Below are 25568 nucleotides of genomic sequence, written 5' to 3'. Positions count from 1 at the left end.
GTGTTTGCCCCGGTTTTTGGACACTATCGACAGGAAAGCAGCCCAGTGCGGGTGCGGCCGTTATCCGCTTTTTGCATAAATGGCGTGAATAAATGGGGCTACAATTCGCACTGAAAATTTGACTTGTCTTGTCCGCCCAGAGCTTCTCCCCATGCCCACGCCGATCGATCCGAAATTGCGCGAAGCTGCGCTCGAGTATCACGAATTCCCCACGCCCGGCAAAATCGCCATCGCGCCGACCAAGCAGTTGCTCAACCAGCGGGATCTGGCGCTCGCATACTCGCCGGGCGTTGCCGCCGCGTGCGAGGAAATCGTCGTCGATCCACTCAACGCTTCGCGCTACACGGCGCGCGGCAATCTTGTCGGCGTGATTTCGAACGGCACGGCCGTGCTCGGACTGGGCGACATCGGTCCGCTCGCCTCCAAGCCGGTGATGGAAGGCAAGGGCGTGCTGTTCAAGAAGTTCGCCAATATCGACGTGTTCGATATCGAGATCGACGAGAAGGACCCCGAGAAACTCGTCGACATCATTGCCGCGCTCGAGCCCACGTTCGGGGCGATCAACCTCGAGGACATCAAGGCCCCCGAATGCTTCATCGTGGAGCGCAAGCTGCGCGAGCGCATGAAGATTCCGGTCTTCCACGACGATCAGCACGGCACGGCCATCGTGGTCGCGGCGGCGCTCATCAACGGCCTGAAGGTCGTCGGCAAGGATATTCGCTCGGTGAAGCTCGTGACCTCCGGCGCGGGGGCTGCGGCGCTCGCATGCCTGGATTTGCTCGTCGACATGGGGCTTCCCATCGAGAACATCTGGGTGACGGACCTCGCGGGAGTGGTCTATGAGGGCCGCACCGAACTGATGGACCCGGAGAAGATTCGCTTCTCGCAGAAGACCGATGCGCGCGAACTGGCCGACGTCATCGGCGGCGCGGACGTTTTTCTCGGGCTGTCGGCGGCTGGCGTGCTCAAGCCGGAAATGGTCAAGACCATGGCGGAGAAGCCCCTCATTTTCGCGCTGGCCAATCCGAATCCGGAAATCACGCCGGAGCTCGCGAAGGAGGTGCGCCCCGATTGCGTGATGGCGACGGGCCGTACCGACTATCCGAACCAGGTCAACAATGTCCTGTGCTTTCCGTTCATTTTCCGGGGCGCGATCGACGTGGGCGCCACGACGATCACGCGGTCGATGGAAATCGCGGCAGTGAACGCGCTGGCGGAACTGGCGCGTCAGGAGCAGAGCGACATCGTCGCGTCGGCCTACGGCATCAAGAATCTGTCGTTTGGCCCCGAATATCTGATTCCCAAGCCGTTCGATCCGCGGTTGCTGGTGAAGGTGGCCACGGCCGTCGCTGAAGCCGCGATGGCGGCCGGTGTCGCCACGCGCCCGCTCGCGGATCTCGACGCATACTCGCAGTCGCTGCAGCAGTTCGTGTATCACAGCGGTGGTCTGATGAAGCCGCTGTTCTCCGTGGCGCGCAGCGTGCCGGCGGACAAGAAGCGAATCGCCTTCGCGGAGGGCGAAGAGGAGCGTGTGCTGCGCGCCGTGCAGGTGCTGGTCGACGAACGCGTCGCCACGCCGATTCTGGTGGGGCGCCCGGCCGTGATCGAGCATCGCCTCCAGCAGTACGGTCTGCGTCTCACGCCCGGCGTCGACTTCACGATCGTCAACCCCGAGCACGATGAGCGCTACCGCGATTACTGGGAAACTTATCACCAACTGACCAACCGCAAGGGCGTGACGGCATCGTACGCGCGCGTCGAAATGCGCCGCCGCACCACGCTCATTGCCGCCATGCTGGTGCGCAAGGGCGAGGCGGACGGCATGATCTGCGGCACGGTTTCCACGCCAGGGCGTCACCTGCACTTCATCGATCGCGTGATCGGCAAGCGCGCGGGCGGCCACGTCTATGGCGCCATGAACGCACTGATTCTGCCCAACCGGCAGATCTTCCTCGTCGACACTCACATCAACCAGGACCCGAGCGCCGAGGATCTGGCCGAGATTACGCTCATGGCCGCCGAGGAGATTCGCCGTTTCGGCATCCAGCCGAAGGTCGCGCTGCTCTCGCATTCGAATTTCGGCACGAGTGACGCGAACTGTGCACGCAAGATGCGCGATACCTTGGCGATTCTGCAAGAGCGCGCGCCGGATCTCGAAGTTGATGGCGAAATGCACGGCGATTGCGCGCTGGACCCGGAGTTGCGCGCGCGCATCATGCCGGATTCGACGCTGACCGGTGCCGCGAACCTGCTCGTCATGCCGAACATCGACGCCGCCAACATTGCCTACAACCTGCTCAAGACCGCCGCAGGCAACAACGTCGCCATCGGGCCGATCCTGCTTGGGGCGGCCAAGCCGGTGCACATCCTGACCGAGTCGGCGACGGTGCGTCGCATCATCAACATGGCCGCGCTCGTGGTGGCCGATGCGGCAGCGCAGCAAGAAGCACGCTGATCTGTCGATCGCCATCGGCGGTTCGCCGCCGTTAGGCACACGTTAACGACAAAACGCCGCACCCATTCGGGGCGGCGTTTTGTCATTTTGACGACGATCGTCATGCGTCGTATACCGTCATGTAGGCACTCACTGTCGTGAAAATCCCTGTGTTTTCATGAATTTGTTGAGTGGTTTGGTTGCAAAATGTAAGCCGACATTGATTCTCGTGACCAATAGCGATAACCTTACGGCTTCACCCACCAGAACAAGCCCGCAGCGCAAAACGGCGTCGGGGCGACAGGCTAGCTATGACAATGGCACGTTGGCTTCACCGGGGCATCGTGGCGCTGACGGCGGCTGGCAGTGTGTTTCTGGGGGCGCATGCCGTAGCGCGTGAAACCGCGCCATACGTCACGGATCAAACGGCAGAGGTATCCGTTGCCGATTTGCCACGCGAAGCACAGCGCACGCTGTCGCTGATTGCCCAGGGCGGGCCGTATCCCTATGCCAAAGACGGCATCGTGTTTGGGAACTACGAAAAGCGCCTGCCCAAAATGCCGCGTGGCTATTACCATGAATATACGGTGCCGACGCCTGGTGCTCGCAACAGAGGCGCGAGGCGCATCATCTGCGGCGGTAATCAACGCGCGGTCGATCCGTGCTACTACACCAAAGATCACTACAACAGCTTTAAACGCATAAGGGAATGACAGCAGTATGAGTGAGCCGGTTTTCGCACAGGAACGCGGGAAAGATCTTATGGCAGATCCATTCGGTGCGGGCGAGGGCAACTTGTTCAAGCAGGTGCTGGGCCTGCATGCTGTAGCGCGGGCCGGCCACCGCCATACCTTATCGGAAGAGGGAGATATGAGTCTTTTCAAGACCGTCAGGCCGAATATCGTGCAGTCGATCCGCGCATTCCGCGTGCCGGAACTGGCCGCAGAGGCCGAGCGACTCGGTCAGCACTTCCTGTACGCCAACTGTTCCCAGGCGCAAAGCAAGGCCGAGGTGCTGGAGACGATCGCGACGTCGTTCCTTTTCCCCAGGCACTTCGGAAAGAATTACGATGCGCTGCACGATTGCCTGACCGATCTCGTGAGCCATAGCGGCCCGCAGCCGGGTTTCGTGGTGGTGCTCGAAGGGTTGCCGATTGCGACCAAGTTCGACAAGGATGGGCGCGAAACCCTGCTCGACGTTTTCCGCGATGCGGCCGAATTCTGGGCCGAGCGCCGCGTCACGTTCCGCGTTTTCTACTCTTTCGCCTGAGATTTCGCCGGCGTCTTGTCCCTCAGGGGGCGCGTGTTCCGCGTTCGGTGTTGACGGCCGTGACGTCGGCACAGGTCGCGTCGACGCGTCGGTCTCCACGAAAAAAGGTCCGCATGGCGGACCTTTTTTGTTTTCCCGTGCGGACGACGCGCGTTAGCCGGTGCGTCCGCCGAGGAATTGCTGCGCGAGGCTCGCCAGATCGAGCGGGCCCTGCGGCACGTCGCCATTCGGTGTGAGGTGGTTGATGACCTCGGGTAACAGCGACGACAATTGTTGCGCCGCCTCGCCCTGACTCACCCCCGCCGTGTCGGCGAGTTGCTGCAATTGACCGCCCGGGCCGAGCGCCTGCGCCACCTGATCGGGCGAGACGGCCTGATTACTGCCGGTGCCGACCCACGAACGCACGGCGTCACCCAGGCCACCGCTTTCCAGAACCTGCGTCAGCCCGCCCAACCCGCCCAGCGCACCAATGAGATCACCGGCAGACGTCGCCGGTGCACCGGGACCCGCTGTGGCCGGGGCTTGTCCACCGCCGAGCAGCCCTCCCAGCAGGCCTCCCAGACCGCCGCTGGCTGCGCCGCCGCCCAACATGCCCCCCAAGGCGCCGCCGAGTGACCCGAGCAGATCGCCGCCGGCCTGACCGCCCTGACCCTGCGCACCGCCCGATCGACTGGCGATCATCGCCAGCAGGCCCATGAGCAGCAACATCTTCGTATTGCCGCCGCCGCTATTGCCACCGGCCTCATTGCCGGCCGCACCACCGAGAATGGAATCGAGGATACCCATGACGACACTCCTTTGGCTTGTGAGGCCATTTTTCGAGTCATTGTGACTTACCAACCGCCCCAGCGCGCGGCCAGTGCGGCGAGGACCGCGATTCCCGCCGTTTCTGTACGCAGGATTCGCTCGCCGAGTCGAATTGCCGTGAATCCAGCCGCCCGCGCAAGCGTTTCCTCCTGAGGCGCCAGCCCGCCTTCGGGGCCAAAGAGCAGTACGCCGGGTTGTGTCGGCGAGTCAGGCGGTAGCGAATCGAGACCGCCGTCTGCTCTAGGTGACAATAGCACACGCCATTCGTAGCTCGTCACCGTGTCCCTGTCCTGCAGCCAGGGGATGATCGGGCGGAGCGGCAGCACGCGAGGCACCCGGTTTCGCCCGCATTGCTCGCACGCCGCCTGGACGAGTGCCTGCCAATGTGCGATGCGCTTTGCGGCACGTTCGGCGTCGAGGCGGATCACCGAGCGCTCGGTGGAGAGGGGCTGGATCTCCGACACGCCGAGCTCAATGGCTTTCTCGATCAGCCAGTCCATCTTGTCGCCGCCGGCGACGCCTTGGGCGAGTGTGACGCGATAGGGTGTCTCCGCCTCGCGCGCATCATGCTCACCCAGTTGGGCGGTGGCGTGACGTTTTTCCAGTGTGGTGAGGACCGCGGGATACTCGCCGCCCGTGCCGTTGAAGAGCGTGAGCGCGTCGCCGACCTTCAGGCGCAGCACCTGAACGTGGCGCACCACCCCTTCGGGGAGTTCCAGCAGTGCGCCCGCGTGGAGCGGCGCGTCGATGAAAAAGCGAGGCATACGGATGGAGGATCAGGAAACGGCGCCAAGGGGCGCGCTGGAAGGAACAAAGGGCAACGGCCACGCAAGCACGAGCGGATAACTGGCGCAGGGGACAGTGCACGACACACGATGCCGAAGCGCCGGGGCATCACGCCGGGACCGGCAGCATACCCCAACGCAGGCCGCAAGCGGCGTCAGCCGCGCGGGGCGATAGGGCGCGCGAAGCCCCAGCGATACCCGTCAGGGTCTTCCAGCTGGCAGAAGCGGTCGCCCCAGAACTGGTCGTTGGGCGGCATCAATCCTTTCGCTCCCGCAGCGGTGGCGCGCGCATACAGGGCATCGACATCCTCGGTGTAGACGTAGAAGCTTTGCGGCGCTTCCACGCCTGAGGTGCGCGGTGTGCGCGCCGTGGTGCCGAAAGCGCCTTCGGGCGCAAACATCACGATCAACTGACCCTGATAGAACATCTCGACGTGCATGATGGCGCCGTCGTCGTCCATCGTGTCGTGCACGGTGAAGCCGAATGCCTGCTCGTAGAACGCGGCGGCGGCCTTGGCGTCGTGCACGGTCAGATATGGCGTCAGCCATGGCACGTGAGACGGACGGGGATCGGGCATGAATGGGCTCCGGTAAATCCGCCGGCACAGGGCAACGGGGGCGAGCCCTGCCTTCGAAGGCGGGAACGGGCGGCGCCGACGGTCGTGACTAGCCCTAAATATACAAGGAACGCGAATGCGCTTCACCGTTTGCGCACCATCGCATCACGGCCCATTTTCGCCGAGGATGTCGGCCAGCTCCGGTGCGATGTCCAGCAAGGCGGACATACGTGCCGGCGAGAAGTGGCGCAAGCCCCGCAGGGGTTGCGGCAACACGTCGGAGGACGTATCTCCGGCGCTCGCCCGCACATCCCGTCGAACGTCCAGCGTGTCGCTCGCGATTGCGAGCGCCCATAACGTGCCGTAAAGGGGCACATATGCGGTCATGGGCGTCACGATGCGGAAGACGCGGCGCAGCGCCTCGCACATGCGCCGAACCCCTGTGCCGTCGAACCATGGCGCGCCGAGCTGGAGCGCCACGCCGCCGCCGGGTGCCAGCAATGCCCGAATCTTCCCGAAGAACGGCGCATCGTGCAGCGGTGCCGCAGCCCCGTCGGCCTCGGTCAGGTCGAAGATCACGGCATCGAAACGCTCCCCTCGGGCGAGTGCGGCGTCGACGAAGTCGCGCGCGTCGCCGATGATGAGTCGGGTGCGGGGGTCGTCAAAAGCGCCGTCGGGTAACGCGGGCATGTATTGCCGGATAGTGGCGGGTACCTGCGCGTCGAGCTCCGCGACGACGACTTCGCACACGCGCTCATGGCGCAGTATCTCGCGCGCGGAACCGCCGTCGCCACCGCCCAGGACAAGCACGCGACGCGCAGCGCCGTGCGCGAGCAACAGCGGGTGCACCATGCATTCGTGGCAGATATGGGCGTCGGCAAGCGATGCCATGAAGCGTGCATCGAGCCGGTACGCGCGCCCAAGCGCACCGAACGCGGGCAAATCGACGACGTCGATACGCTGGTGGGGCGATGTCGTGGAGAAGACGTGTCGGGCGTCGAACCGATAGCCGGCCCACGGGCCGAGCGGGGCCGTGCAAGCGATCGGGGCGATGCCGGAATCCGGTGTGGAGAGGTCGCGTTTGACTGTCATTGGCAAGGTAACTTCCTCTAATTTGTGGCGATCACGCCACTTTTCCCCATGATTCCACGTTCTCGCCGGTTGGGGAAGTTCACCGCGAGCGACCCGGTCGGGTGTCGTATCTGGTAAAATCTTGGTCTTTTCCTGCATTTGAATTTCGCGCGGCGGCTCGCGGCAACGGGGCACGCCCGCTCTTCCGGCTGGTCACCATGACGAACTCCTCTCCTGCTACGGCTGCGCTGATGGCCTCCGCCATTCGCGTCCTCTCCATGGACGCGGTCCAACAGGCCAACTCCGGTCACCCTGGCGCGCCGATGGGCATGGCCGATATCGCGGTCGCTCTCTGGGGCCGTCACCTCAAGCACAACCCCGTCAACCCGCACTGGTTCGATCGCGACCGCTTCGTGCTGTCGAACGGCCATGGCTCGATGCTCATCTATTCGCTGCTGCATCTGACGGGCTATGACCTGCCGATCGAAGAACTCAAGCATTTCCGTCAATTGCACAGCAAGACGCCGGGTCACCCGGAAGTCGGCATCACCCCGGGTGTCGAGACGACCACGGGCCCGCTGGGCCAGGGTATTACCAACGCGGTCGGCTTCGCGTTGGCGGAAGCGTTGCTCGCCAAGGAATTCAACCGTCCCGGCAACGAGATCGTCGATCACTACACGTACGCGTTCCTCGGCGACGGCTGCCTGATGGAAGGCATCTCGCACGAGGCCTGCTCGCTGGCGGGCACGCTGCGTCTGAACAAGCTGATTGCGCTGTACGACGACAACGGCATTTCGATCGACGGCGACGTCGAGTACTGGTTCGCCGACGATACGCCCAAGCGCTTCGAAGCGTATGGCTGGAACGTGATTCGCGGCATTGACGGGCATGACGTCGACGCCGTCGATGCGGCCATCGCCCAGGCCAAGACCTCCGATCGTCCGACGCTCATCTGCTGCAAGACGCTGATCGGCAAGGGCGCGCCGAACAAGCAGGGCGGCCACGACGTGCATGGCGCACCGCTGGGCGCCGACGAGATTGCGGCCACGCGCGCCGCGCTGGGCTGGAACCTGCCGCCGTTCGAAGTGCCGGCCGAGGTCTATGCGGCATGGGATGCGAAGGCTGCCGGCCAGCAGGCCGAAGCGGCCTGGAACGAGCGGTTTGCCGCCTACCGCGGCGAGTTCCCGGCCGAGGCGGCCGAGTTCGAGCGCCGCATGAAGGGCGAGCTGCCGGGCGACTTCAAGACCGCTGCTGCCGCGCTGATCGCCAAGACCAACGAGAAGGGCGAGACGGTCGCAACGCGCAAGGCGTCGCAACTCGCGATCGAGGGGCTCGCGGCGGTGCTGCCGGAGTTCCTCGGCGGCTCGGCCGACCTGACCGGCTCGAACCTGACGAACTGGAAGGCCAGCAAGGCCGTACGCGCCAATGCCGACGGCGTGCAGTTCGGCAATCACATCAACTACGGTGTGCGCGAATTCGGTATGAGCGCCATCATGAACGGCATTGCGCTGCACGGCGGTTACATTCCGTTCGGCGGCACGTTCCTGACGTTCTCCGATTACAGCCGCAATGCGCTGCGCATGGCCGCGCTCATGAAGCTGCGTTCGATCTTCGTGTTCACGCACGACTCGATCGGTCTGGGCGAGGATGGCCCGACCCATCAATCCATCGAGCACGTATCGAGCCTGCGCCTGATTCCGCAGATGGACCTGTGGCGTCCGTGCGATACGACGGAGACGGCGGCCGCGTGGGTGGCGGCGGTGGAGCGTCACGACGGTCCGTCGAGCCTGGTGCTCAGCCGTCAGAACCTGCCGTTTGTCTCGCGTGACGATGCGCAGATCGAAAACATTCGCCGCGGCGGCTACGTGCTGCGCGATGTGGCGAATCCGCAGATCGTGCTGATCGCGACCGGTTCGGAAATCGACCTGGCCCTCAAGGGCGCCGAAGCGCTGGCCGCCGAGGGGATTGCCGCGCGCGTGGTGTCCATGCCTTCGACCAACGTGTTCGATCGTCAGGACAAGGCCTATCGCGAAAGCGTGCTGCTGCGCGGCGTGCCGCGAGTGGCCATCGAAGCCGGCGTGACGGCGTTCTGGCACAAGTACGTCGGCCTGGAAGGCGGCGTGGTCGGCATCGACACCTTCGGCGAGTCGGCACCGGCCGGCGTGCTGTTCAAACACTTCGGCTTCACCGTCGACCACGTGGTCGCGACGGTCAAGTCCGTGCTTGGCTGATTTCGTTAGACCTTACGGAGAAACCCCCATGACCATTCGCGTCGCTATCAACGGCTATGGCCGTATCGGCCGCAACGTACTGCGTGCCCACTACGAAGGTGGCAAGAAGCACGACATCGAAATCGTTGCCATCAACGATCTCGGTAATGCGCAGACGAACGCGCACCTGACGCAATACGACACGGCACACGGCAAGTTCCCGGGCACCGTGTCGGTCGACGGCGATTACATGATCGTCAACGGCGACAAGATTCGCGTGCTGGCCAACCGCAACCCGGCCGAACTGCCGTGGGGCGAGCTGGGCGTGGACGTCGTGCTCGAGTGCACCGGCTTCTTCACCTCGAAGGAAAAGGCCAGCGCACACCTGAAGGGCGGTGCGAAGAAGGTCATCATCTCGGCCCCGGGCGGCAAGGATGTGGATGCCACGATCGTGTTCGGCGTGAACGAAGGCGTGCTCAAGGCGACCGACACGGTCATCTCGAACGCTTCGTGCACCACGAACTGCCTGGCGCCGCTGGTCAAGCCGCTGCACGAGAAGATCGGCCTGGAAACGGGCCTGATGACCACGGTGCACGCCTACACGAACGACCAGGTGCTGACCGACGTCTATCACGAAGACCTGCGCCGCGCCCGTTCGGCGACCATGAGCATGATCCCGACGAAGACCGGCGCCGCGTCGGCTGTCGGTCTCGTGATGCCGGAACTCAATGGCAAGCTCGACGGCTATGCCATTCGCGTTCCGACGATCAACGTGTCGATCGTCGATCTGTCGTTCGTCGCCAAGCGCGACACGACGGTGGACGAAGTGAACGCGATCCTGAAGGAAGCCGCCGAGGGCCCGCTCAAGGCCATCGCCACGTATAACACGGCACCCCTGGTGTCGGTCGACTTCAACCACAACCCGGCCTCGTCGAACTTCGACGGCACGCTGACCAAGGTGTCGGGTCGTCTGGTGAAGGTGAGCTCGTGGTACGACAACGAGTGGGGTTTCTCGAACCGCATGCTCGACACGACCGTGGCGCTGATGTCGGCAAAGTAATCGCCGCGCGACGCTCGTCACAAAGAAAAGCCGCTGTCGAGAGACAGCGGCTTTTTTCTTTCGCGTGCGGCAAACGGCTCGGGCTGGCGGTCGCTTGCTGGCGTCCGGGGCTTACTTGATAGCGCTGGCGTTCAGCTTGCGGATCAGCCCCAGGAGCACGCCCAGTATGGCACCGATGACGAGGCCGCCGAGTCCGAAATACAGTTTGCGCGGGAACACCGCATTGTCGCCGACGTTGATCGCGCTGATCACGCGCGTGTTGTACGACTGGTCAGGGGCGAGCAACTGAGATACGCGAAAGCGGCTGTCGTTGAGCACGGCACGCTCGGAGCGGCTGCTCTGCAGCGCACTGAGGGCCATGACCGAGTCTGTGTTCTTCGATCGTGCCAACGCGGTGTTCAATTCTTCCTGCGCTTTGGTGTTGGCGTCGATGGCCGCGTCAATGACGCTCAGCTGTTGCTTGGGAAGCAGGCGCGCCCGGTCGAGAATCGCCTGATGCTCGAGGATGACGTCCTCGGACGCCTGCTTGAGCATCTTCTCCGCTTCGGCTTCGGAGGTGCCGCGTGCGGTGACTTCCACATAGACGGTGCCCTGGATGCCACGGGCTTTCAGCGACTTCCACGCGACGGTTTTGCGCAACGCCTCCGGATCCTGGCGCAAGTCCGGCAGCACTTCGCCGGCCACGCGATCGCGGAATGAACCGAGGGTAATGCGGCCCACCGTTTGCTGGACCGACTCGATGAGCGGGCCGTCCGGGCCCGACACCGGGGAACCGGCCGAGCGTCCGATCTGAAGGGTGACCTTGCCTTCCCATTGCTTCTGGATGGCGTACGTGCTCCCGATGCCGATGACGGCGCCGGCCAAGGCAAGTGCCGCAATCGCTTTCAGGTTTTCGCGGACAAATCCGAGAACATCCGCCAACGAGATTTCGTCTGCGTCACTCTGTGCCATATCGTTGGGCGATTCTTTGTGGGTCATAAAAAAGGGGAGTGCATCGATACGGTCCCGTACAGGCGTGATTTACGTCTATACGCTTTGAACGGGAGAGTATTGTAGACGATGCGACTCTGAGCTCGGTTCGGCGTGGCGTTGAGGAGCGGGCGAATTCCCAGAATGCTTCCTGACGGAGGGCGTTCCAATGGAATCGCTTTTAGTTCTTTTGACGATGCGGGCAGGGATCCTTGGTGCAGCTCCCGTACATCGCGAGGGAGTGCTCCTGGAGTGCGAATCCGCGTTCCTTGGCAATGAGTTTCTGACGGCGTTCGATCTCGGCGTCGAAGAATTCCTCGACACGTCCGCAATCGAGGCACACCAGGTGGTCGTGGTGATGTCCCTCGTTGAGCTCGAAAACGGCCTTGCCGGATTCAAAGTTGCTGCGCGACAATAGTCCGGCTTGCTCGAATTGCGTCAGAACACGGTAGACCGTGGCCAGTCCGATGTCGAGATTTTCGCCGAGCAGATGACGGTAAACGTCTTCAGCGGTCAAATGGCGCACCTCACTGTTCTGGAAGATTTCCAGAATCTTGAGGCGCGGAAGCGTGGCTTTCAGTCCGATATTTTTCAGATCGGCGGGATTCGGCATCGCTCTACGTCCCTAGAGTACAATACAGCCCCAATAATAATGCCTTTTTGCCTTGCCCGGGCGCAAACCGGGGCAAACGGGACGGTTTGTACCGTCAACGGGGGCGATGTGGCGGCGCGCCGGGCGTGCCGGATTCAAGTTCGATTTTTTTGAAAGCGAGTCAGATTTGCGTCGTTATCTCTCCCTTCCGTTTTCCGTGTGCGCTGCTGCGGCGTTGCTGGCCCTGGCCGGCTGCTCGACGTATGACAGCGTGACCGACAAAGTGATCGGCGTGGTCACGCCGTATCGAATCAACATCGTTCAGGGCAATTTCGTCTCGAAAGAAGCCTACGACCAGCTCAAGCCCGGCATGACGCGCGATCAGGTGCGTCAGTTGCTCGGTACCCCGCTGCTCACCGACATCTTCCACGCGAATCGCTGGGATTACGTTTTCTACTTCAAGCGCGGCAATGCCTCGGTGGTGCAGGAGCGCCATCTGAAGGTGTATTTCGACGGCGACACGCTGGCACGTTGGGAAGGCGGGGAGAACCTGCCGACCGAATACCAGTTGGTACAGGAAATCGACGGCCAGAAGGGCAAGACGGTGAAGACCGATGCGCCTGCGCCGTCGACGGCCAGTGCCGCGGCGGCGGAAGCCGCATCGCCGTCGCCTGACGCCGCAGCGGCAGCGCCAAGTGCTGCGCCCGCCGCCAGCGACGTCGCCACCGTGTCGACGGACGCCGCCGCGAATGTCGGGGCCGCCGCCAAGCCGGCCGCGTCGGTGCCGCAGGCGAGCGCGCCCGCCACGACCGGCGGGAGCAAGAGTACCGGCACGGGCCTCGTGCCGTCGCCGCGCGTGACGGCCGGCGGCGGGCTGTTCTCCATGCCCCAGTAAGCTGTCAGAAAGACGACGAAAGAATCACCATGATGAAGATTGCGATTGCTGGCGCCTCGGGTCGAATGGGCCGGATGCTGATCGAAACCGTGCTTGCCGCCGACGACGCCAAGCTGGTGGGCGCGCTCGACCGCGCGCAAAGCCCGGCGCTGGGCCACGATGCCGGGGCGTTCCTCGGCCGCGAGACCGGCGTGAAGATCACGGACGATCTCGACGCCGCGCTCGCCAACGCCGAGTATCTGATCGACTTCACGCGCCCTGAAGGGACGCTCGCCCACCTGGCGGCCGCCGAGAAGCATGGCGTGAAGATGATCATCGGCACGACCGGTTTCTCCGAGGCGGACAAGGCGCGTCTGGCCAAGGGGGCGGAGCGCGTCGCCGTGGTGTTCGCGCCGAACATGAGCGTGGGCGTGAACGCGACGTTCAAGCTGCTCGAAGTGGCCGCCAAGATTCTGAACACCGGCTACGACATCGAAATCATCGAGGCACACCACCGCTACAAGGTCGATGCGCCTTCGGGCACGGCGTTGCGCATGGGCGAAGTGGTTGCCGAGGCGCTGGGGCGCGATCTGAAGGAATGCGCGATCTACGGTCGTGAGGGGGTGACCGGGGAGCGCGATCCGTCGACGATCGGTTTCGCGACCGTGCGCGGCGGCGACATCGTGGGCGATCACACCGTGCTGTTCGCCGGCATCGGCGAGCGCATCGAGATCACGCACAAGTCGTCGAGCCGGTTGTCCTATGCCCAGGGCTCGCTGCGCGCGGCCCGCTTCCTCGCGAAACACAAGACCGGCCTGTTCGACATGCAGGACGTGCTGGGTCTTCGCTGACCCCATCGGACCCGCCGGGGCGGCCAGCGCGCCGCACCGCTCGCACGGGGCGCCGAACGTCCGGATGCCTTCACGGCGGGGTGTTCTGCGTGCCCCGTCAGCGACGTGGCGCCTCCTGCGCCGGGCGCGAGGGTTCCTCCTTCGCGCATCCCTCGCCGCCGTCGCGCCGAATCGGCTCCCGGCGGCGTTATAATCATCGTTTTCCCCGGACTCACCCCGAAACACCTGCATGCCGCGCCTCGATCGCCGCGCGCCGGGCGGGGACGAGCCGAGCCGAATCCTATCCGCCGACCCATCATGCAAGAAAAATACGTTCCCGCCGACGTTGAAGCCTCCGCCCAGTCGCACTGGCAGGCGATCGACGCCTACAAGACCACCGAGCGCGCGGACAAACAAAAATTCTATTGCGTCTCGATGCTGCCGTATCCGTCGGGCAAGCTGCATATGGGGCACGTGCGCAATTACACCATCAACGATGTGATGTACCGCCAGATGCGCATGCGCGGGTACAACGTGCTGATGCCGATGGGCTGGGACGCTTTCGGCATGCCGGCGGAAAATGCGGCCATGGCCAACGGCGTGCCGCCGGCGAAGTGGACGTACGACAACATCGAGTACATGAAGAAGCAGATGCAGGCGATGGGCCTGGCGATCGACTGGTCGCGCGAAGTCGCCACCTGCAAGCCCGAGTACTACCGCTGGAACCAGTGGCTGTTCCTGAAGATGCTCGAGAAGGGCGTCGTCTACCTGAAGACCGGGACCGTGAACTGGGATCCGGTCGATCAGACCGTGCTGGCCAACGAGCAGGTGATCGACGGCCGCGGATGGCGCTCGGGGGCGCTCGTCGAAAAGCGCGAAATCCCGATGTACTACATGCGTATCACCGAGTACGCCGACGAATTGCTCGGCGATCTGGACGACCTCGGCTGGCCCGAGCGCGTCAAGGTGATGCAGCAGAACTGGATCGGCAAGAGCTTCGGCGTGAACTTCGGCTTCCCGTACGAACTCGATGGCGAGCAGAAGCTCCTGCGCGTGTTTACCACGCGTGCCGACACGATCATGGGCGTGACCTTCTGCGCCATCGCGGCAGAGCATCCGCTCGCCACGCGCCTCGCCGAAGGCCGTGCCGACCTCCAGGCGTTCATTGCCGAGTGCAAGCAGGGCGGTGTGGCCGAGGCCGACATCGCCACGATGGAAAAGAAGGGCATGCCGACGGGCTTCTTCGTCACGCATCCGCTCACTGGCGAGAAGGTCGAAGTGTGGATCGGCAACTACGTGCTGATGGGCTACGGCGAAGGCGCGGTGATGGGCGTGCCGGCGCACGATGAACGTGACTTCGCATTCGCACGCAAGTACGACCTGCCGATCCGGCAGGTCGTCGCCGTCGAGGGCGAGACGTATTCGACCGAAGCATGGCAAGCCTGGTACGGCGAGAAGGACGGCACGCTGATCAACAGCGGCAAGTACGACGGCCTCGGCTTTGCGGCCGCCGTCGACGCGATTGCGGCGGATCTGAAGGCAAAGGGCGTGGGCGACAAGCAGGTCACGTTCCGCCTGCGCGATTGGGGGATTTCGCGTCAGCGTTACTGGGGCACGCCGATCCCGATCATCCATTGCGAATCTTGCGGTGCCGTGCCAGTGCCCGAGAAGGACCTGCCGGTGGTACTGCCCGAGGACCTCGTGCCGGACGGCACCGGTAATCCGCTGGCCAAGTCCGAAGCCTTCCTGAAGTGCGATTGCCCGAAGTGCGGCAAGCCGGCGCGCCGCGAGACCGACACGATGGACACGTTCGTCGATTCGTCCTGGTACTTCTCGCGCTATGCCTGCCCGGACGCCGACACCATGGTTGACGCCCGCACTGATTACTGGATGCCGATGGACCAATACATCGGCGGTATCGAGCACGCGATCCTGCACTTGCTGTACTCGCGCTTCTGGACCAAGGTCATGCGCGACCTGGGCCTGGTGAGCTTTAAGGAACCGGCGCAGAACCTGCTCACGCAGGGCATGGTGCTCAACGAGACGTTCTATCGCGAAGACGCCACCGGCAAGAAGACGTGGTTCAACCCGCTCGACGTGCAGGTCCAGTTCGACGACAAGGGACGCCCGATCGGCGCCACGTCGAAGGCAGACGGCGCCGATGTGGCGCTCGGCGGCATCGAGAAGATGTCGAAGTCGAAGAACAACGGGGTGGATCCGCAGTCGCTCATCGATCAGTACGGCGCTGACACCGCGCGCCTGTTCGTGATGTTCGCGGCGCCGCCCGAGCAGCAGCTCGAATGGTCGGGAGCGGGGGTGGAGGGCGCAAGCCGCTTCCTGCGTCGCCTGTGGGGATTCGGCCAATCGCAGGCGGCGTTGCTGCGTCAGGCCGATGCGGCGATCGACACGTCGAGCGCAGCCGCGAAGGCGCTGCGTCTCGAGATTCACGGCGTGCTCAAGCAGGCCAATTACGACTATCAGCGTGTGCAGTACAACACGGTCGTGTCGGCGGCGATGAAGATGCTCAACGCCATCGAAAGCGACAAGGGTGCCGCTGGCGCCGGCGCGGTGCGCGAATGCTACGGCATTTTGCTGCGCGTGCTCTACCCGGTGGTGCCGCACGTCACGCACGGCCTGTGGGACGCATTGGGTTACGCCGCGCAGATGGGCGATCTGCTCGACGCACCGTGGCCGGAAGTCGACGAGGCGGCGCTGGTGCAGGACGAGATCGAACTCGTGCTCCAGGTCGCGGGCAAGGTGCGTGGTGCGGTGCGCGTGGCGAAGGACGCCTCGCGCGAAGCCATCGAGCAGGCCGCACTGGCGCATGAAATGACCGCCAAGTTCGGCGAAGGCAAGCCGGTGAAGAAGGTCATCGTCGTGCCGGGTCGACTGGTGAACGTGGTGGTGTGAGGCGGCGTGGATTGCCGCCGCTCGACGAATTGATGACGTTTGGTGACAAGAGGGCACATCACGTGCAAATGACATCCGGGCAACGAGGCGTCGGCATGACGCGCAGGATCTTCGGTTGGATGGCCTTGCTGGGCTGCGCGCTGGCATTGTCCGCCTGCGGCTTCCAGCTGCGGGGCGCTAGCGAATACGCGTTCAAGCGACTGTACATCTCGGGCGGTGGCCTGATGGCGATCGACATCTCGCGCTACGTGCGCTACGGCAGCAAGGGCACCGTGGTGGTGACCGAACCCAAGGATGCCGATGCTCGCCTCGAGATTCTGAACACGACCTCGTCACGTACGGCGGTCAGTCTCGATGCCAACGGTCAGGCGCGCGAATATGAGATTCGCAACTCCTACACGTTCCAGCTGGTCACGCCTGACGGCCGGCCGATCATTCCGCTGAGCACCATTCGCCTGACGCGCAACCTGCCCTACAGCGACAGCGAAGCGACGGCGCGCGACACGGAAGCGGCGCTGCTGGCCCGCGACATGCAGAAGGATGCGGTCGATCAGATCATCCGGCGCATGGAAGCGGTGAAGTCCATGCCGGCCCCGAAGCCGGAAGAGTAACGCGACCCGAATTCCGTTCATGCAACTGCGTCCCGACGCGCTCGACGCGCACCTCGCCAAGTCGCTCTCGCCGATCTATACGATCCACGGCGACGAGGGCCTGCTCGTGCAGGAGGCGGTGGATCGCGTGCGGGCGGCGGCGCGTGCGGGCGGTTTTACCGAACGCGATGTGCTCAGCGTCGAACGCAGCTTCGACTGGGGAGCGCTCGCGAACGCCGGCCAATCGATGTCGCTGTTCGGCGACCGCAAGCTCATCGAATTGCGTATTCCGGGCGGCAAACCGGGCAAGGAGGGCGGCGCGGCGCTCAAGGCGCATGCCGAGACCGCCAACGGGGACGTGCTGACCATCATCACGCTGCCCCGGCTCGATGCCGCCGCCAGCAAGTCCGACTGGTTCACGGCGCTCGACCGCGCCGGTGTGACCGTCAAGGTCGACCCCGTCGATCGGGCACGCCTGCCGGACTGGATCGCCCAGCGTCTGGCTGCACAGGGCCAGCGCGTGGAAGCGGGCGAGCCGGGTCGGCGCGTGCTGCAGTTCATTGCCGATCGTGTCGAGGGCAACTTGCTCGCGGCGCATCAGGAAATTCAGAAGCTCGGCCTGTTGTACCCCGAAGGTGTGCTCACGTTCGAACAGGTGCAGGATGCCGTGCTCAACGTGGCGCGCTACGACGTCTTCAAGCTGAGCGAAGCCGTTCTGGCGGGCGACGCCGCCCGGCTGGTCCGCATGCTCGACGGCTTGCGCGGCGAGGGCGAAGCGGCGCCGCTCGTGCTCTGGGCACTGACGGAGGAAGTCCGCACGCTCGCGAAGATCACGCGCGGCATGGCGGCGGGCAAGCCGCTTGCCATGCTGCTGCGCGAATTTCGGGTGTGGGGGCCACGCGAGCGCTTGATGGAGCAGGCCGCAGGGCGCGCCTCGCCGGCCATGCTGGCTCAGGCGCTTCAACTGGCCGCGCGTCTGGATCGACAGGTCAAGGGGTTGCGCGCTGAAGGCCTGCCGGGCGACCCGTGGGACGGCATGCTGCAACTTGGCCTGCTGCTCGCGGGCGAGCGACCGCCGGGGGCGCGCTCCGCCCGCGCACCACGCCCGGTGCCCGCGTAGACCGCGCCCGACGCTGCTCAAGCCACGAACTCCAGCAAAGCCGCCAATGTCGGTAATGCGCCTCCCGGGGAACGGGAGCCGCGACAGCAAGATCCCCGCAATTCACGGACAATCTGTCGCATGACCGGCGAGCCTTCGCGGCAGCCAACCCGAATTCAAGGGGCGACTCATCCGCCCACCAAAACCGCCGAACGACGATATGGATATCAAAGCCTACATGCAATCGCTGGGTCAGCGCGCCCGCGAGGCGTCGCGCGCCATGGCGCGTGCCGACACCGCCGCCAAGAATCGCGCGCTGCTCGCGATTGCCGACGCCATCGAGCGTGAGGGTGCGACGCTGCAGGACGTGAATCGCCGTGATCTCGAGCGCGCGCGCGCCAACGGCCAGGACGCCGCGTTCATCGACCGTCTCACGCTGTCCGACAAGGCGTTGCGGACCATGATCGAAGGGCTGCGCCAGATTGCCGGGCTGTCGGATCCCATCGGGGAGATCAGCAACGTGCGCGTGCAGCCGAGCGGTATTCAGGTCGGTCAGATGCGTGTGCCGCTGGGCGTGATCGGCATCATCTACGAGTCGCGCCCGAACGTGACGATCGACGCGGCGGCGCTTTGCCTGAAGTCGGGAAATGCGACGATCCTGCGCGGCGGTTCGGAAGCCATCGAGAGCAACACCGCGTTGGCGGCGTTGATCGCCGACGCGCTGGCGGCCAGCGGCCTGCCCGGCGATGCCGTTCAGGTGGTGAACACGCCCGACCGTGCCGCCGTGGGCGAACTCATCACGATGACCGACTATGTCGACGTGATCGTGCCGCGCGGTGGCAAGAGCCTGATCGCACGCCTGATGCAGGATGCGCGCGTGCCGATGATCAAGCATCTGGACGGCATCTGCCATGTCTACGTTGACGCGCGCGCAGACGCGTCGAAAGCACTGGCGATATGCGAGAACGCCAAGACGCACCGCTACGGCACCTGCAACACGATGGAGACGCTGCTCGTCGATCAGCAGGCCATCGGTCAGTTGCCTGCCATCGCACGCATGTTCCAGCGCAAGCAGGTCGAGTTGCGTGGTTGCGAACGTACGCTCGCGGCACTCGCCGAAGCCGGCATTGGCGGCGCCATCGCGGCGACCGAGGACGACTGGTCGACCGAGTACCTGGCGCCCGTGCTCGCCGTGAAAGTCGTGGATGGTCTTGCGCCTGCCATCGCGCACATCAATCGATATGGCTCGCATCACACCGACGCCATCGTGACCGAGGACTACACCGCCGCCATGCAATTCCTGCGCGAGGTGGATTCCGCAAGTGTGATGATCAACGCGAGCACGCGATTTGCCGACGGTTTCGAATTCGGATTGGGCGCGGAGATCGGCATCTCGAACGACAAGCTGCACGCGCGCGGTCCCGTGGGACTCGAGGGGCTCACGAGTCTGAAATATGTCGTGTTCGGTCACGGCGAAGTCCGCAAGTAACGCGGCGCCCCGATCGATTCCCATCTTTTCGCCAACGTCCCACTCGCCTCGACAGTGTCCATGCAATTGCAAGTCCTCGGCCCGGCCGATTTCGTGAAGATGCCCTGGAAGAACGGTCAGGGTGTGACGACCGAGCTCGCCGTGGCGCGACGCGCGGGGGAAGACGGATTCGATTGGCGCATCAGCACCGCGACGGTGGCGAACCCGGGGCCGTTCTCGGTCTTTGCCGGCATCGACAGGTCGTTGGCCATCGTGAGGGGCGGCGCGTTGACGCTCAACGTCGAAGGGTGTCCCGACGTGACGCTCACCCCGCGAACGCCCCCTTACGCGTTTTGTGGCGAACTGGCCGTGAGCTGCACGCCCGCGTTGGAAGCGGCGAACGTGCCCATCGACGACTTCAACGTCATGACGCGCCGCGTCGGGTGGCAACACGTGCTGATGCAACATCGTCTCGAGCGCACGCCGTTCAGGTGGTCGCTGCCGACGGGCGATGGCGCGATCGGCTTTCTCTACTGTGCGCAGGGGCAGGTGACGGCCGCCTTGCACGATGGTCGCACCGTGACGGTGCCGCTGGGCCACGCGCTGCGCATCGATGGAATGGACGGGAGCGAGGAGGCCGACGGCGCGGTGGCGTGCGTGGGGTGTGAATTGCGCGCGCATGCCGGGCCGGCCGACGTCTTCCTGGCGTCGATCTCGCGTCGCTGATCGTCGGCGGCACCTCCGCTCGCCGAACCGACACGCTCCGTGCTCAGGGCCCGAGCGCCGGCCTGCACTGCGGAGCACACTTCAGCCCGCGCTTCGGCTCGTACTTCGACTCGTACTTCGACTCGTACTTCGGCCTACAACCGGGCGTTTCGTGCCTGTCCCCTCCGCTCCCGGTATTTTCCCTAGGTGAAACCCGATACTTTTCCAGCGTGCGAAACGGCATACTGTGAATATTCATAGATAAATCGACGTTTCACATATGGAACATTTACTGCGTCACGTCGAGTCGGGCAGGGCACCATGGATCCGTTGAGCGATGTGCTTGGCGATCTGCGCGCGGACGCGGTCGTCACCGGACGGTTCACCTTCGGTGCCCCGTGGTCGCTGCGCAAGCCGGCGCTCGACGGCGCGCCCTTTCGCACGGCGATGGGGGAACCGTTCTGGCTCGTTGTGGCGGGCATGGCGCCCGTGCGCATCGAGCCCGGCGACTGCGTGCTGCTGCCGCACGGACACGAGCATGTGATGTGCTCGTCGCTCGACGAGCCGCCGGTGTTGTTCGAGGACATGATGTCCGCGCAGGGCATCGAGCCCAAGCTGGATACCCCGCTCGCGTTTCGCGCGGGCGGGCCGGGCGCGGTGAGCGATCTCTACACCGGGGTGGTGATGTTCCGCGAGCGGGTTCGCAATCCGTTGCTCGCCGCGCTGCCGCCGCTGATCCACATCCGCGCCGGCGACCCGGCCGTGCCCGCCTTGCTCACGACCACCATCGCGGGGTTCATCGAAGAGTCGATGCAGCGCGGCTCGGGCTGGCGTGTGGCGGTGGCGCGTCTGGCCGACGTGTTGTTCGTGCAGATTCTGCGCGCCTATCTCGGCGCGCACGGCGGCGCGAGCACGCACTGGCTGCGTGGCATGTCGGACCCGCAACTGGGGCGTGCCATCGCGTCGATGCACGAAATGCCGCAACGCGCGTGGACGGTCGAACAACTGGCCGACATCGCCGGCATGTCGCGCTCGAAGTTCTGCCTGCGCTTTCGCGAACTGGTCGGCGAGTCGCCGATGTCGTATCTCACGGCCCATCGCATGTACCTCGCGGCCGACCGGCTCGCGGGCGCGGGCGCACGCGTCTCCGACGTGGCCGACGCCGTGGGATACGCCTCGGAGAAGGCGTTCACGCGGGCCTTCCGTCGCTGTTACGGCCTGCCGCCGCGGGAATACCTCCGAAGCTGCGAGCCGGGCAACTGACGCCCGCCCATCGCTTCCCTCACTCGCCTCGCGCTCCCCGCGCTCCCCGCTCGTCCTATCCTTCCTGAGGGTTTTCCCGTCTCTGGACGAACGGCATCCTTTTCGGGCCGCCCGGCCGTTGTTCGCCAATTTTCTCGTGGTGAGAATTCAATCGCCATCTGCCGGCCACCGTGAAGGTGTTTGCGCAGAGGGCAGCCAGTCACAACGGGAGAGTCAATGGAATTCCAACTCAACGGGCGCCCCTTCGTCTTCGACGGCGATGACGACACGCCTTTGCTGTGGGTCATCCGCGATGCGGCGGGACTGACGGGGACCAAGTACGGCTGCGGCATCGGGGCGTGCGGCGCCTGCACGGTGCACGTCGACGGCGAGGCCACGCGTACCTGCGTTCTGCCGGTTTCGGCCGTGGCAGGCAAGCGCATCACCACCGTGGAGGCGCTTTCGCCCACGCGCTCGCATCCGATTCAGCAAGCCTGGATCGCGAAGGACGTGCCGCAGTGCGGCTACTGTCAGTCCGGCATGGTCATGGCGGCGGCAGCGCTGCTGCGCAAGCATCCGCAGCCGACCGACGCCCAGATCGACGAGGCCATGACCAACCTGTGCCGTTGCGCGACCTATCACCGCATCCGGGAGGCGATCCATGACGCAGCAAAACGCTGAGCCGGCGGTGCGTCCGGCGCATCCGCAAGATCCCGCCTGCGGCACCGCACCGCACGCGAACGCTCCGACGTCGCCCGCGCGACGCCACTGGCTCAAGGGCATGTCGCTCGCGGCGGGCAGCTTGCTGGTTCCGGTCACGGCGACTTGGGTGGCCAGTCCGCCGGCGCGCGCGGCCGGCGCGAACCTCGTCGAGATCAACGACTGGATCCGTATCGACGCCGACGGCACCACGGTGCTCGGCCTGTCGCAATGCGAGGTGGGGCAGGGGGCGTACACCGGCCTGCCGCAGGTACTGGCCGACGAACTCGATGCCGACTGGCGCCGGGTGCGCGTTGAGTTCGTGACCGCTCGCGACGCCTATCGCACCGCCGCCGCCAACGAAGCCCTGCAGCAGTTCGTGGGCGCATCGATGTCGGCGACGCTGTTCTACGACCGCCTTCGCGTCGCGGGGGCGCAGGCGCGTGAGGCGCTCGTCGCGGTCGGGGCAAAGCGACTCGGCGTGCGCACGTCGAATTGTGTGACGCGCGACGGCCGTGTCATCCACCCGCAGTCGGGCCGCTCGATCGGTTACGGCGAGCTGGTCGCCGACGCCGCGAAGCAACCGCTCAATCCGCATCCACATCTGAAGAACGATGCGGCACACCGCCTGATCGGACAATCGCTGGCGCGTCTCGACACGCCCTCGAAGGTCGACGGCTCGGCCATCTTCGGCATCGACGTGAAGGTTCCCGACATGCTCGTGGGCGCCGTGCGCATGGCGCCCACGTCGGGCGGCGCGCCGCGCTCGGTGCGCAATCGCGACGCGATCAAGGCGCGCAAGGGCGTGCACGACGTCGTGCTGGCGAAAGACGCCGTGATCGTCGTGGCCGACGATTACTGGCGCGCGAAAACCGCGTGCGACGCGCTCGACGTCGAATGGAAGGCGGGGCCGGCCGCCGACAGCGCGACGATCCTCGCCGAGCGTCGCGCGGCCCTCGTCGGCGGCAAGGCGGGCGTGGCCACCGATATCGGCGACGCCACCGGGGTCATTGCCGCCGGGGGCAAAGTCGTCACGAGCGAGTATCACACCCCGTACATCGTCCACGCGACGATGGAGCCGGTGAACGCCACCGTGCACGTGCGCAAGGACAAGGGGGAAATCGAGGTCTGGGGACCGATTCAGGGGCAGGACAAGGTGCGTTGGGCGCTCGGTGGCATCTTCAAGCTGCCGCCCGAGAAGGTCACGGTGCACACCACGTTCCTCGGTGGCAGCTTCGGCCGCAAGTACGTGCCCGATTTCGTGATTCATGCGGCGGTGGCCTCGGCGGCCGTGGGGCGTCCCGTGAAGGTGATCCGCTCGCGCGAAGACGATATCCGTCACGGGTTCTACCGTCCGTGCGCCTCGGCGCGCTTCCAGGCCGCGCTGGGCAGCGACGGGTTGCCGGTCGCCCTGCACATGCGGGTGGCGGGACAGTCGCTGTACAACGTCATCAAGAAGGATCACTTCGAGAAAGCGGGCTACGACGAGACGATGCTCGACGGGCTTTACGATCTGGCGTACGCGGTGCCGAACCTGCGCGTGGAAGGCGTCGATGTGCCACAGCCGAATATTCCCGTGAGCTTCATGCGCTCGGTCGGCTCGACATCGAGCGTATTCTTCCTCGAAAGCTTCATCGACGAGATGGCCGAGGTCGCAGGCATCGACCCGGTGGAATATCGCAAGCGCATGCTCCGGCACGACCCGCTCGCCACGCGCGTGATCGAGACGACGTTCGCCTCGGCCGGCTGGCAGCGCAAGGCGAAGCCCGGCGTGCATCGCGGCTTCGGCTATTGCACGTACACGGGCCGTGGCACGGCGTTTTCCACGTACGTGGCCGTGGCGGTGGAGCTTCGCATCGTGAACGATCGCTTCCAGATCGAGCGCGTTGTCTGTGGTGTCGATTGCGGGCGCGCGATCAACCCGAACCTCATTCGCGCCAACATCGAGGGCGGAATCGGGTTCGCGCTCACCAACACGTTCAAGAGCCGCATCACCTTCGCCGACGGCGGCGTGGCGCAGAGCAATTTCGGTGACTATCCGCTGTTGTATCTGGTCGAGATGCCGAAGATCGAAACGGTGATCCTGCCGAGCGATCGTCCGCCACAGGGCTGCGGTGAAGTGTCGTTGCCGCCGATGGCGCCGGCCGTGGCGCAGGCCATCCGGCGTGCGACGGGCGTGCGTGCGCGCACGATGCCGCTGCCGCAGACGGTCGCCGAGGCGCGTGCGCTGGTGCACGCCGGGACGCCGGGCGCGACTTCGGTGCCGGGAGCCGTCTGATGGACGGGGTCGACGCCGAAGTGCTCGAGGCGGTTGCGCGCTGGCAGGCACAGGGTGACGACGTGTTGCTCGCCACCGTCGCCCGCACCTGGGGTTCGGCGCCGCGGCCCGTGGGCGCGATGATGGCGCTGGCGTCGCGCGGACGCGTCGCCGGTTCCGTGTCGGGCGGCTGTATCGAAGACGATCTGCTCGCCAAGGTTGCCGCGGGCTTTCGCCCCGGCTTGCGCCCGCATGTGCAGGTCTACGGTTTGAGCGCCGACGAGGCCCACCGCTTCGGTCTGCCCTGCGGCGGCACGCTGGAACTGGTCATCGAGCGCGTGACGCCACGCAGCGCGCTCGATGCCATGCGCGACGCCATCGACGGCGGCAGGCTCGGGGTGCGAGAACTCAACTTGCGTACCGGACTCGCCCGCGTGCGCACCGTGCGCCAACCCGAGGCGTTCGCCTATTCGCCGACACGCCTGGCGGTGCCGTTCGGGCCGCGCTGGCGAATCGTCGTGATCGGCGACGGCCAGCTCACGCGCCACCTCGTGAGCATGGCGGTGCCGCTGGGCTACCGGGTCGTGATCTGCGATCCGCGCGACATTCACGACACCATGCATGACGGCGATCTCGCCGCGCACATCACCCGCACGAGGGAAATGCCCGACGACCTGATCGCGCGGCTGCGTCCCGACGGGAACACCGCCATCGTGGCGCTCACCCACGATCCGAAGCTCGACGACATGGCATTGCTCGAGGCACTCCGGTCGGATGCCTTCTATGTTGGCGCGATCGGCTCGCACCGCAATCAGGCGGCCCGGCGCGAGCGGCTCGCCATGTTCGACCTGAGTGCCGCGCAGATCGGGCGTCTGCATGGCCCCGTGGGGCTTGCGTTGGGCGCGCGCACGCCGCCGGAAATCGCGCTGGCGATCCTCGCGGAGATGACCGCATTGCGCAATGGCGTGATGCCAGGCCTGACATCGACCCGACCCTGTACTCCCCCGGGGGCGGCACCTCCGGCCGTCCCGGGCACCTCGCGCGCCGCCTGAGGAAGCGAGCGCACAAAACCTCCACGAAACACCGGTGGGCGGGTCGCTCGCATCGCCTCGGTGCGTGCGCATGCGCGACCTGAAACCA

Annotated in this window: 22 protein-coding genes; 16 read left to right on the top strand and 6 right to left on the bottom strand. The window is 65.1% G+C overall.

The window, feature by feature from the left end; genetic code table 11:
- Positions 1–151 precede the first annotated feature (151 nt).
- The 3 genes from PMO31116_RS09460 (at position 152) to PMO31116_RS09450 (ending at position 3703) form a co-directional block, all read left to right on the top strand.
- Positions 152–2455, top strand: a complete 2304-nt coding sequence (locus PMO31116_RS09460; protein ID WP_150566476.1) for an NADP-dependent malic enzyme — start codon at positions 152–154, stop codon at positions 2453–2455.
- Between the two features lie 296 nt (positions 2456–2751).
- Positions 2752–3147, top strand: coding sequence for a guanyl-specific ribonuclease (locus tag PMO31116_RS09455; RefSeq protein ID WP_023594184.1), 396 nt, complete (start codon positions 2752–2754; stop codon positions 3145–3147).
- 7 nt (positions 3148–3154) lie between these two features.
- Positions 3155–3703, top strand: coding sequence for a barstar family protein (locus PMO31116_RS09450; protein ID WP_150566475.1), 549 nt, complete (start codon positions 3155–3157; stop codon positions 3701–3703).
- A 153-nt stretch (positions 3704–3856) separates the two neighbouring features.
- Here the strand turns inward: PMO31116_RS09450 and PMO31116_RS09445 are convergent, their stop codons facing one another.
- From PMO31116_RS09445 to PMO31116_RS09430, 4 genes are all read right to left on the bottom strand, one after another.
- Complete coding sequence (locus PMO31116_RS09445) at positions 3857–4489, bottom strand: YidB family protein (RefSeq protein ID WP_150566474.1); 633 nt, start codon at positions 4487–4489, stop codon at positions 3857–3859.
- 47 nt (positions 4490–4536) lie between these two features.
- Positions 4537–5274, bottom strand: a complete 738-nt coding sequence (locus PMO31116_RS09440; protein WP_150566473.1) for a 16S rRNA (uracil(1498)-N(3))-methyltransferase — start codon at positions 5272–5274, stop codon at positions 4537–4539.
- Between the two features lie 176 nt (positions 5275–5450).
- Positions 5451–5873 (bottom strand): VOC family protein, encoded by a 423-nt coding sequence (locus PMO31116_RS09435; protein ID WP_150566472.1) that lies wholly within the window; start codon positions 5871–5873, stop codon positions 5451–5453.
- A gap of 144 nt (positions 5874–6017) precedes the next feature.
- Positions 6018–6944 carry a spermine/spermidine synthase domain-containing protein gene (locus PMO31116_RS09430; RefSeq protein WP_174971045.1) on the bottom strand — a complete coding sequence of 309 codons (927 nt, stop codon included), beginning with the start codon at positions 6942–6944 and terminating at the stop codon, positions 6018–6020.
- Between the two features lie 197 nt (positions 6945–7141).
- On the opposite strand from PMO31116_RS09430, the gene tkt reads away from it, so the two are divergent.
- On the top strand, positions 7142–9154 hold the full coding sequence (gene tkt, locus PMO31116_RS09425) for a transketolase (RefSeq protein ID WP_150566470.1): 2013 nt from the start codon (positions 7142–7144) through the stop codon (positions 9152–9154).
- Between the two features lie 28 nt (positions 9155–9182).
- Complete coding sequence (gene gap, locus PMO31116_RS09420) at positions 9183–10193, top strand: type I glyceraldehyde-3-phosphate dehydrogenase (RefSeq protein ID WP_023594191.1); 1011 nt, start codon at positions 9183–9185, stop codon at positions 10191–10193.
- Positions 10194–10304: 111 nt separating this feature from the next.
- Here gap and PMO31116_RS09415 read toward each other — a convergent pair whose 3' ends face one another.
- Positions 10305–11114: a hypothetical protein gene (locus PMO31116_RS09415; RefSeq protein ID WP_150566469.1), complete on the bottom strand. Its 810-nt coding sequence runs from the start codon at positions 11112–11114 to the stop codon at positions 10305–10307.
- 229 nt (positions 11115–11343) lie between these two features.
- The gene (gene fur / locus PMO31116_RS09410) at positions 11344–11775 is read right to left on the bottom strand and encodes a ferric iron uptake transcriptional regulator (protein ID WP_023594193.1); all 432 of its coding nucleotides are present in this window, start codon (positions 11773–11775) and stop codon (positions 11344–11346) included.
- A 166-nt stretch (positions 11776–11941) separates the two neighbouring features.
- Between fur and PMO31116_RS09405 the strand changes: the two genes are divergently transcribed.
- The 11 genes from PMO31116_RS09405 to PMO31116_RS09355 all read left to right on the top strand — a co-directional run bounded on the left by PMO31116_RS09405 (position 11942) and on the right by PMO31116_RS09355 (position 25480).
- Positions 11942–12649 (top strand): outer membrane protein assembly factor BamE, encoded by a 708-nt coding sequence (locus PMO31116_RS09405; RefSeq protein ID WP_246185221.1) that lies wholly within the window; start codon positions 11942–11944, stop codon positions 12647–12649.
- A 32-nt stretch (positions 12650–12681) separates the two neighbouring features.
- Positions 12682–13479 carry a 4-hydroxy-tetrahydrodipicolinate reductase gene (dapB, locus tag PMO31116_RS09400; RefSeq protein WP_031627068.1) on the top strand — a complete coding sequence of 266 codons (798 nt, stop codon included), beginning with the start codon at positions 12682–12684 and terminating at the stop codon, positions 13477–13479.
- Positions 13480–13776: 297 nt separating this feature from the next.
- Complete coding sequence (gene leuS / locus PMO31116_RS09395; protein ID WP_150566467.1) at positions 13777–16368, top strand: leucine--tRNA ligase; 2592 nt, start codon at positions 13777–13779, stop codon at positions 16366–16368.
- A 95-nt stretch (positions 16369–16463) separates the two neighbouring features.
- Positions 16464–16979 carry an LPS-assembly lipoprotein LptE gene (locus PMO31116_RS09390; RefSeq protein ID WP_023872334.1) on the top strand — a complete coding sequence of 172 codons (516 nt, stop codon included), beginning with the start codon at positions 16464–16466 and terminating at the stop codon, positions 16977–16979.
- A gap of 19 nt (positions 16980–16998) precedes the next feature.
- Positions 16999–18078, top strand: a complete 1080-nt coding sequence (gene holA / locus PMO31116_RS09385) for a DNA polymerase III subunit delta (RefSeq protein ID WP_150566466.1) — start codon at positions 16999–17001, stop codon at positions 18076–18078.
- A 199-nt stretch (positions 18079–18277) separates the two neighbouring features.
- A complete protein-coding gene (locus PMO31116_RS09380; protein WP_150566465.1) occupies positions 18278–19546 on the top strand; it encodes a glutamate-5-semialdehyde dehydrogenase in 1269 nt (422 codons plus the stop codon).
- 60 nt (positions 19547–19606) lie between these two features.
- Positions 19607–20251: a HutD/Ves family protein gene (locus PMO31116_RS09375; RefSeq protein ID WP_150566464.1), complete on the top strand. Its 645-nt coding sequence runs from the start codon at positions 19607–19609 to the stop codon at positions 20249–20251.
- Positions 20252–20551: 300 nt separating this feature from the next.
- The gene (locus tag PMO31116_RS09370; RefSeq protein ID WP_150566463.1) at positions 20552–21493 is read left to right on the top strand and encodes an AraC family transcriptional regulator; all 942 of its coding nucleotides are present in this window, start codon (positions 20552–20554) and stop codon (positions 21491–21493) included.
- A gap of 216 nt (positions 21494–21709) precedes the next feature.
- Positions 21710–22153: a (2Fe-2S)-binding protein gene (locus PMO31116_RS09365; protein WP_145864558.1), complete on the top strand. Its 444-nt coding sequence runs from the start codon at positions 21710–21712 to the stop codon at positions 22151–22153.
- A gap of 100 nt (positions 22154–22253) precedes the next feature.
- A complete protein-coding gene (locus PMO31116_RS09360; RefSeq protein WP_246185233.1) occupies positions 22254–24449 on the top strand; it encodes a xanthine dehydrogenase family protein molybdopterin-binding subunit in 2196 nt (731 codons plus the stop codon).
- Entirely contained in the window at positions 24449–25480 is a 1032-nt protein-coding gene (locus tag PMO31116_RS09355; RefSeq protein WP_150566461.1) for an XdhC family protein, read from the top strand. The genes PMO31116_RS09360 and PMO31116_RS09355 overlap by 1 nt, the downstream gene beginning before the upstream one ends.
- Positions 25481–25568 lie beyond the last annotated feature (88 nt).

Source organism: Pandoraea morbifera, from assembly GCF_902459575.1.
GTDB classification, from domain to species: domain Bacteria; phylum Pseudomonadota; class Gammaproteobacteria; order Burkholderiales; family Burkholderiaceae; genus Pandoraea; species Pandoraea morbifera.
This window is presented reverse-complemented; position numbering and strand designations above follow the sequence as displayed.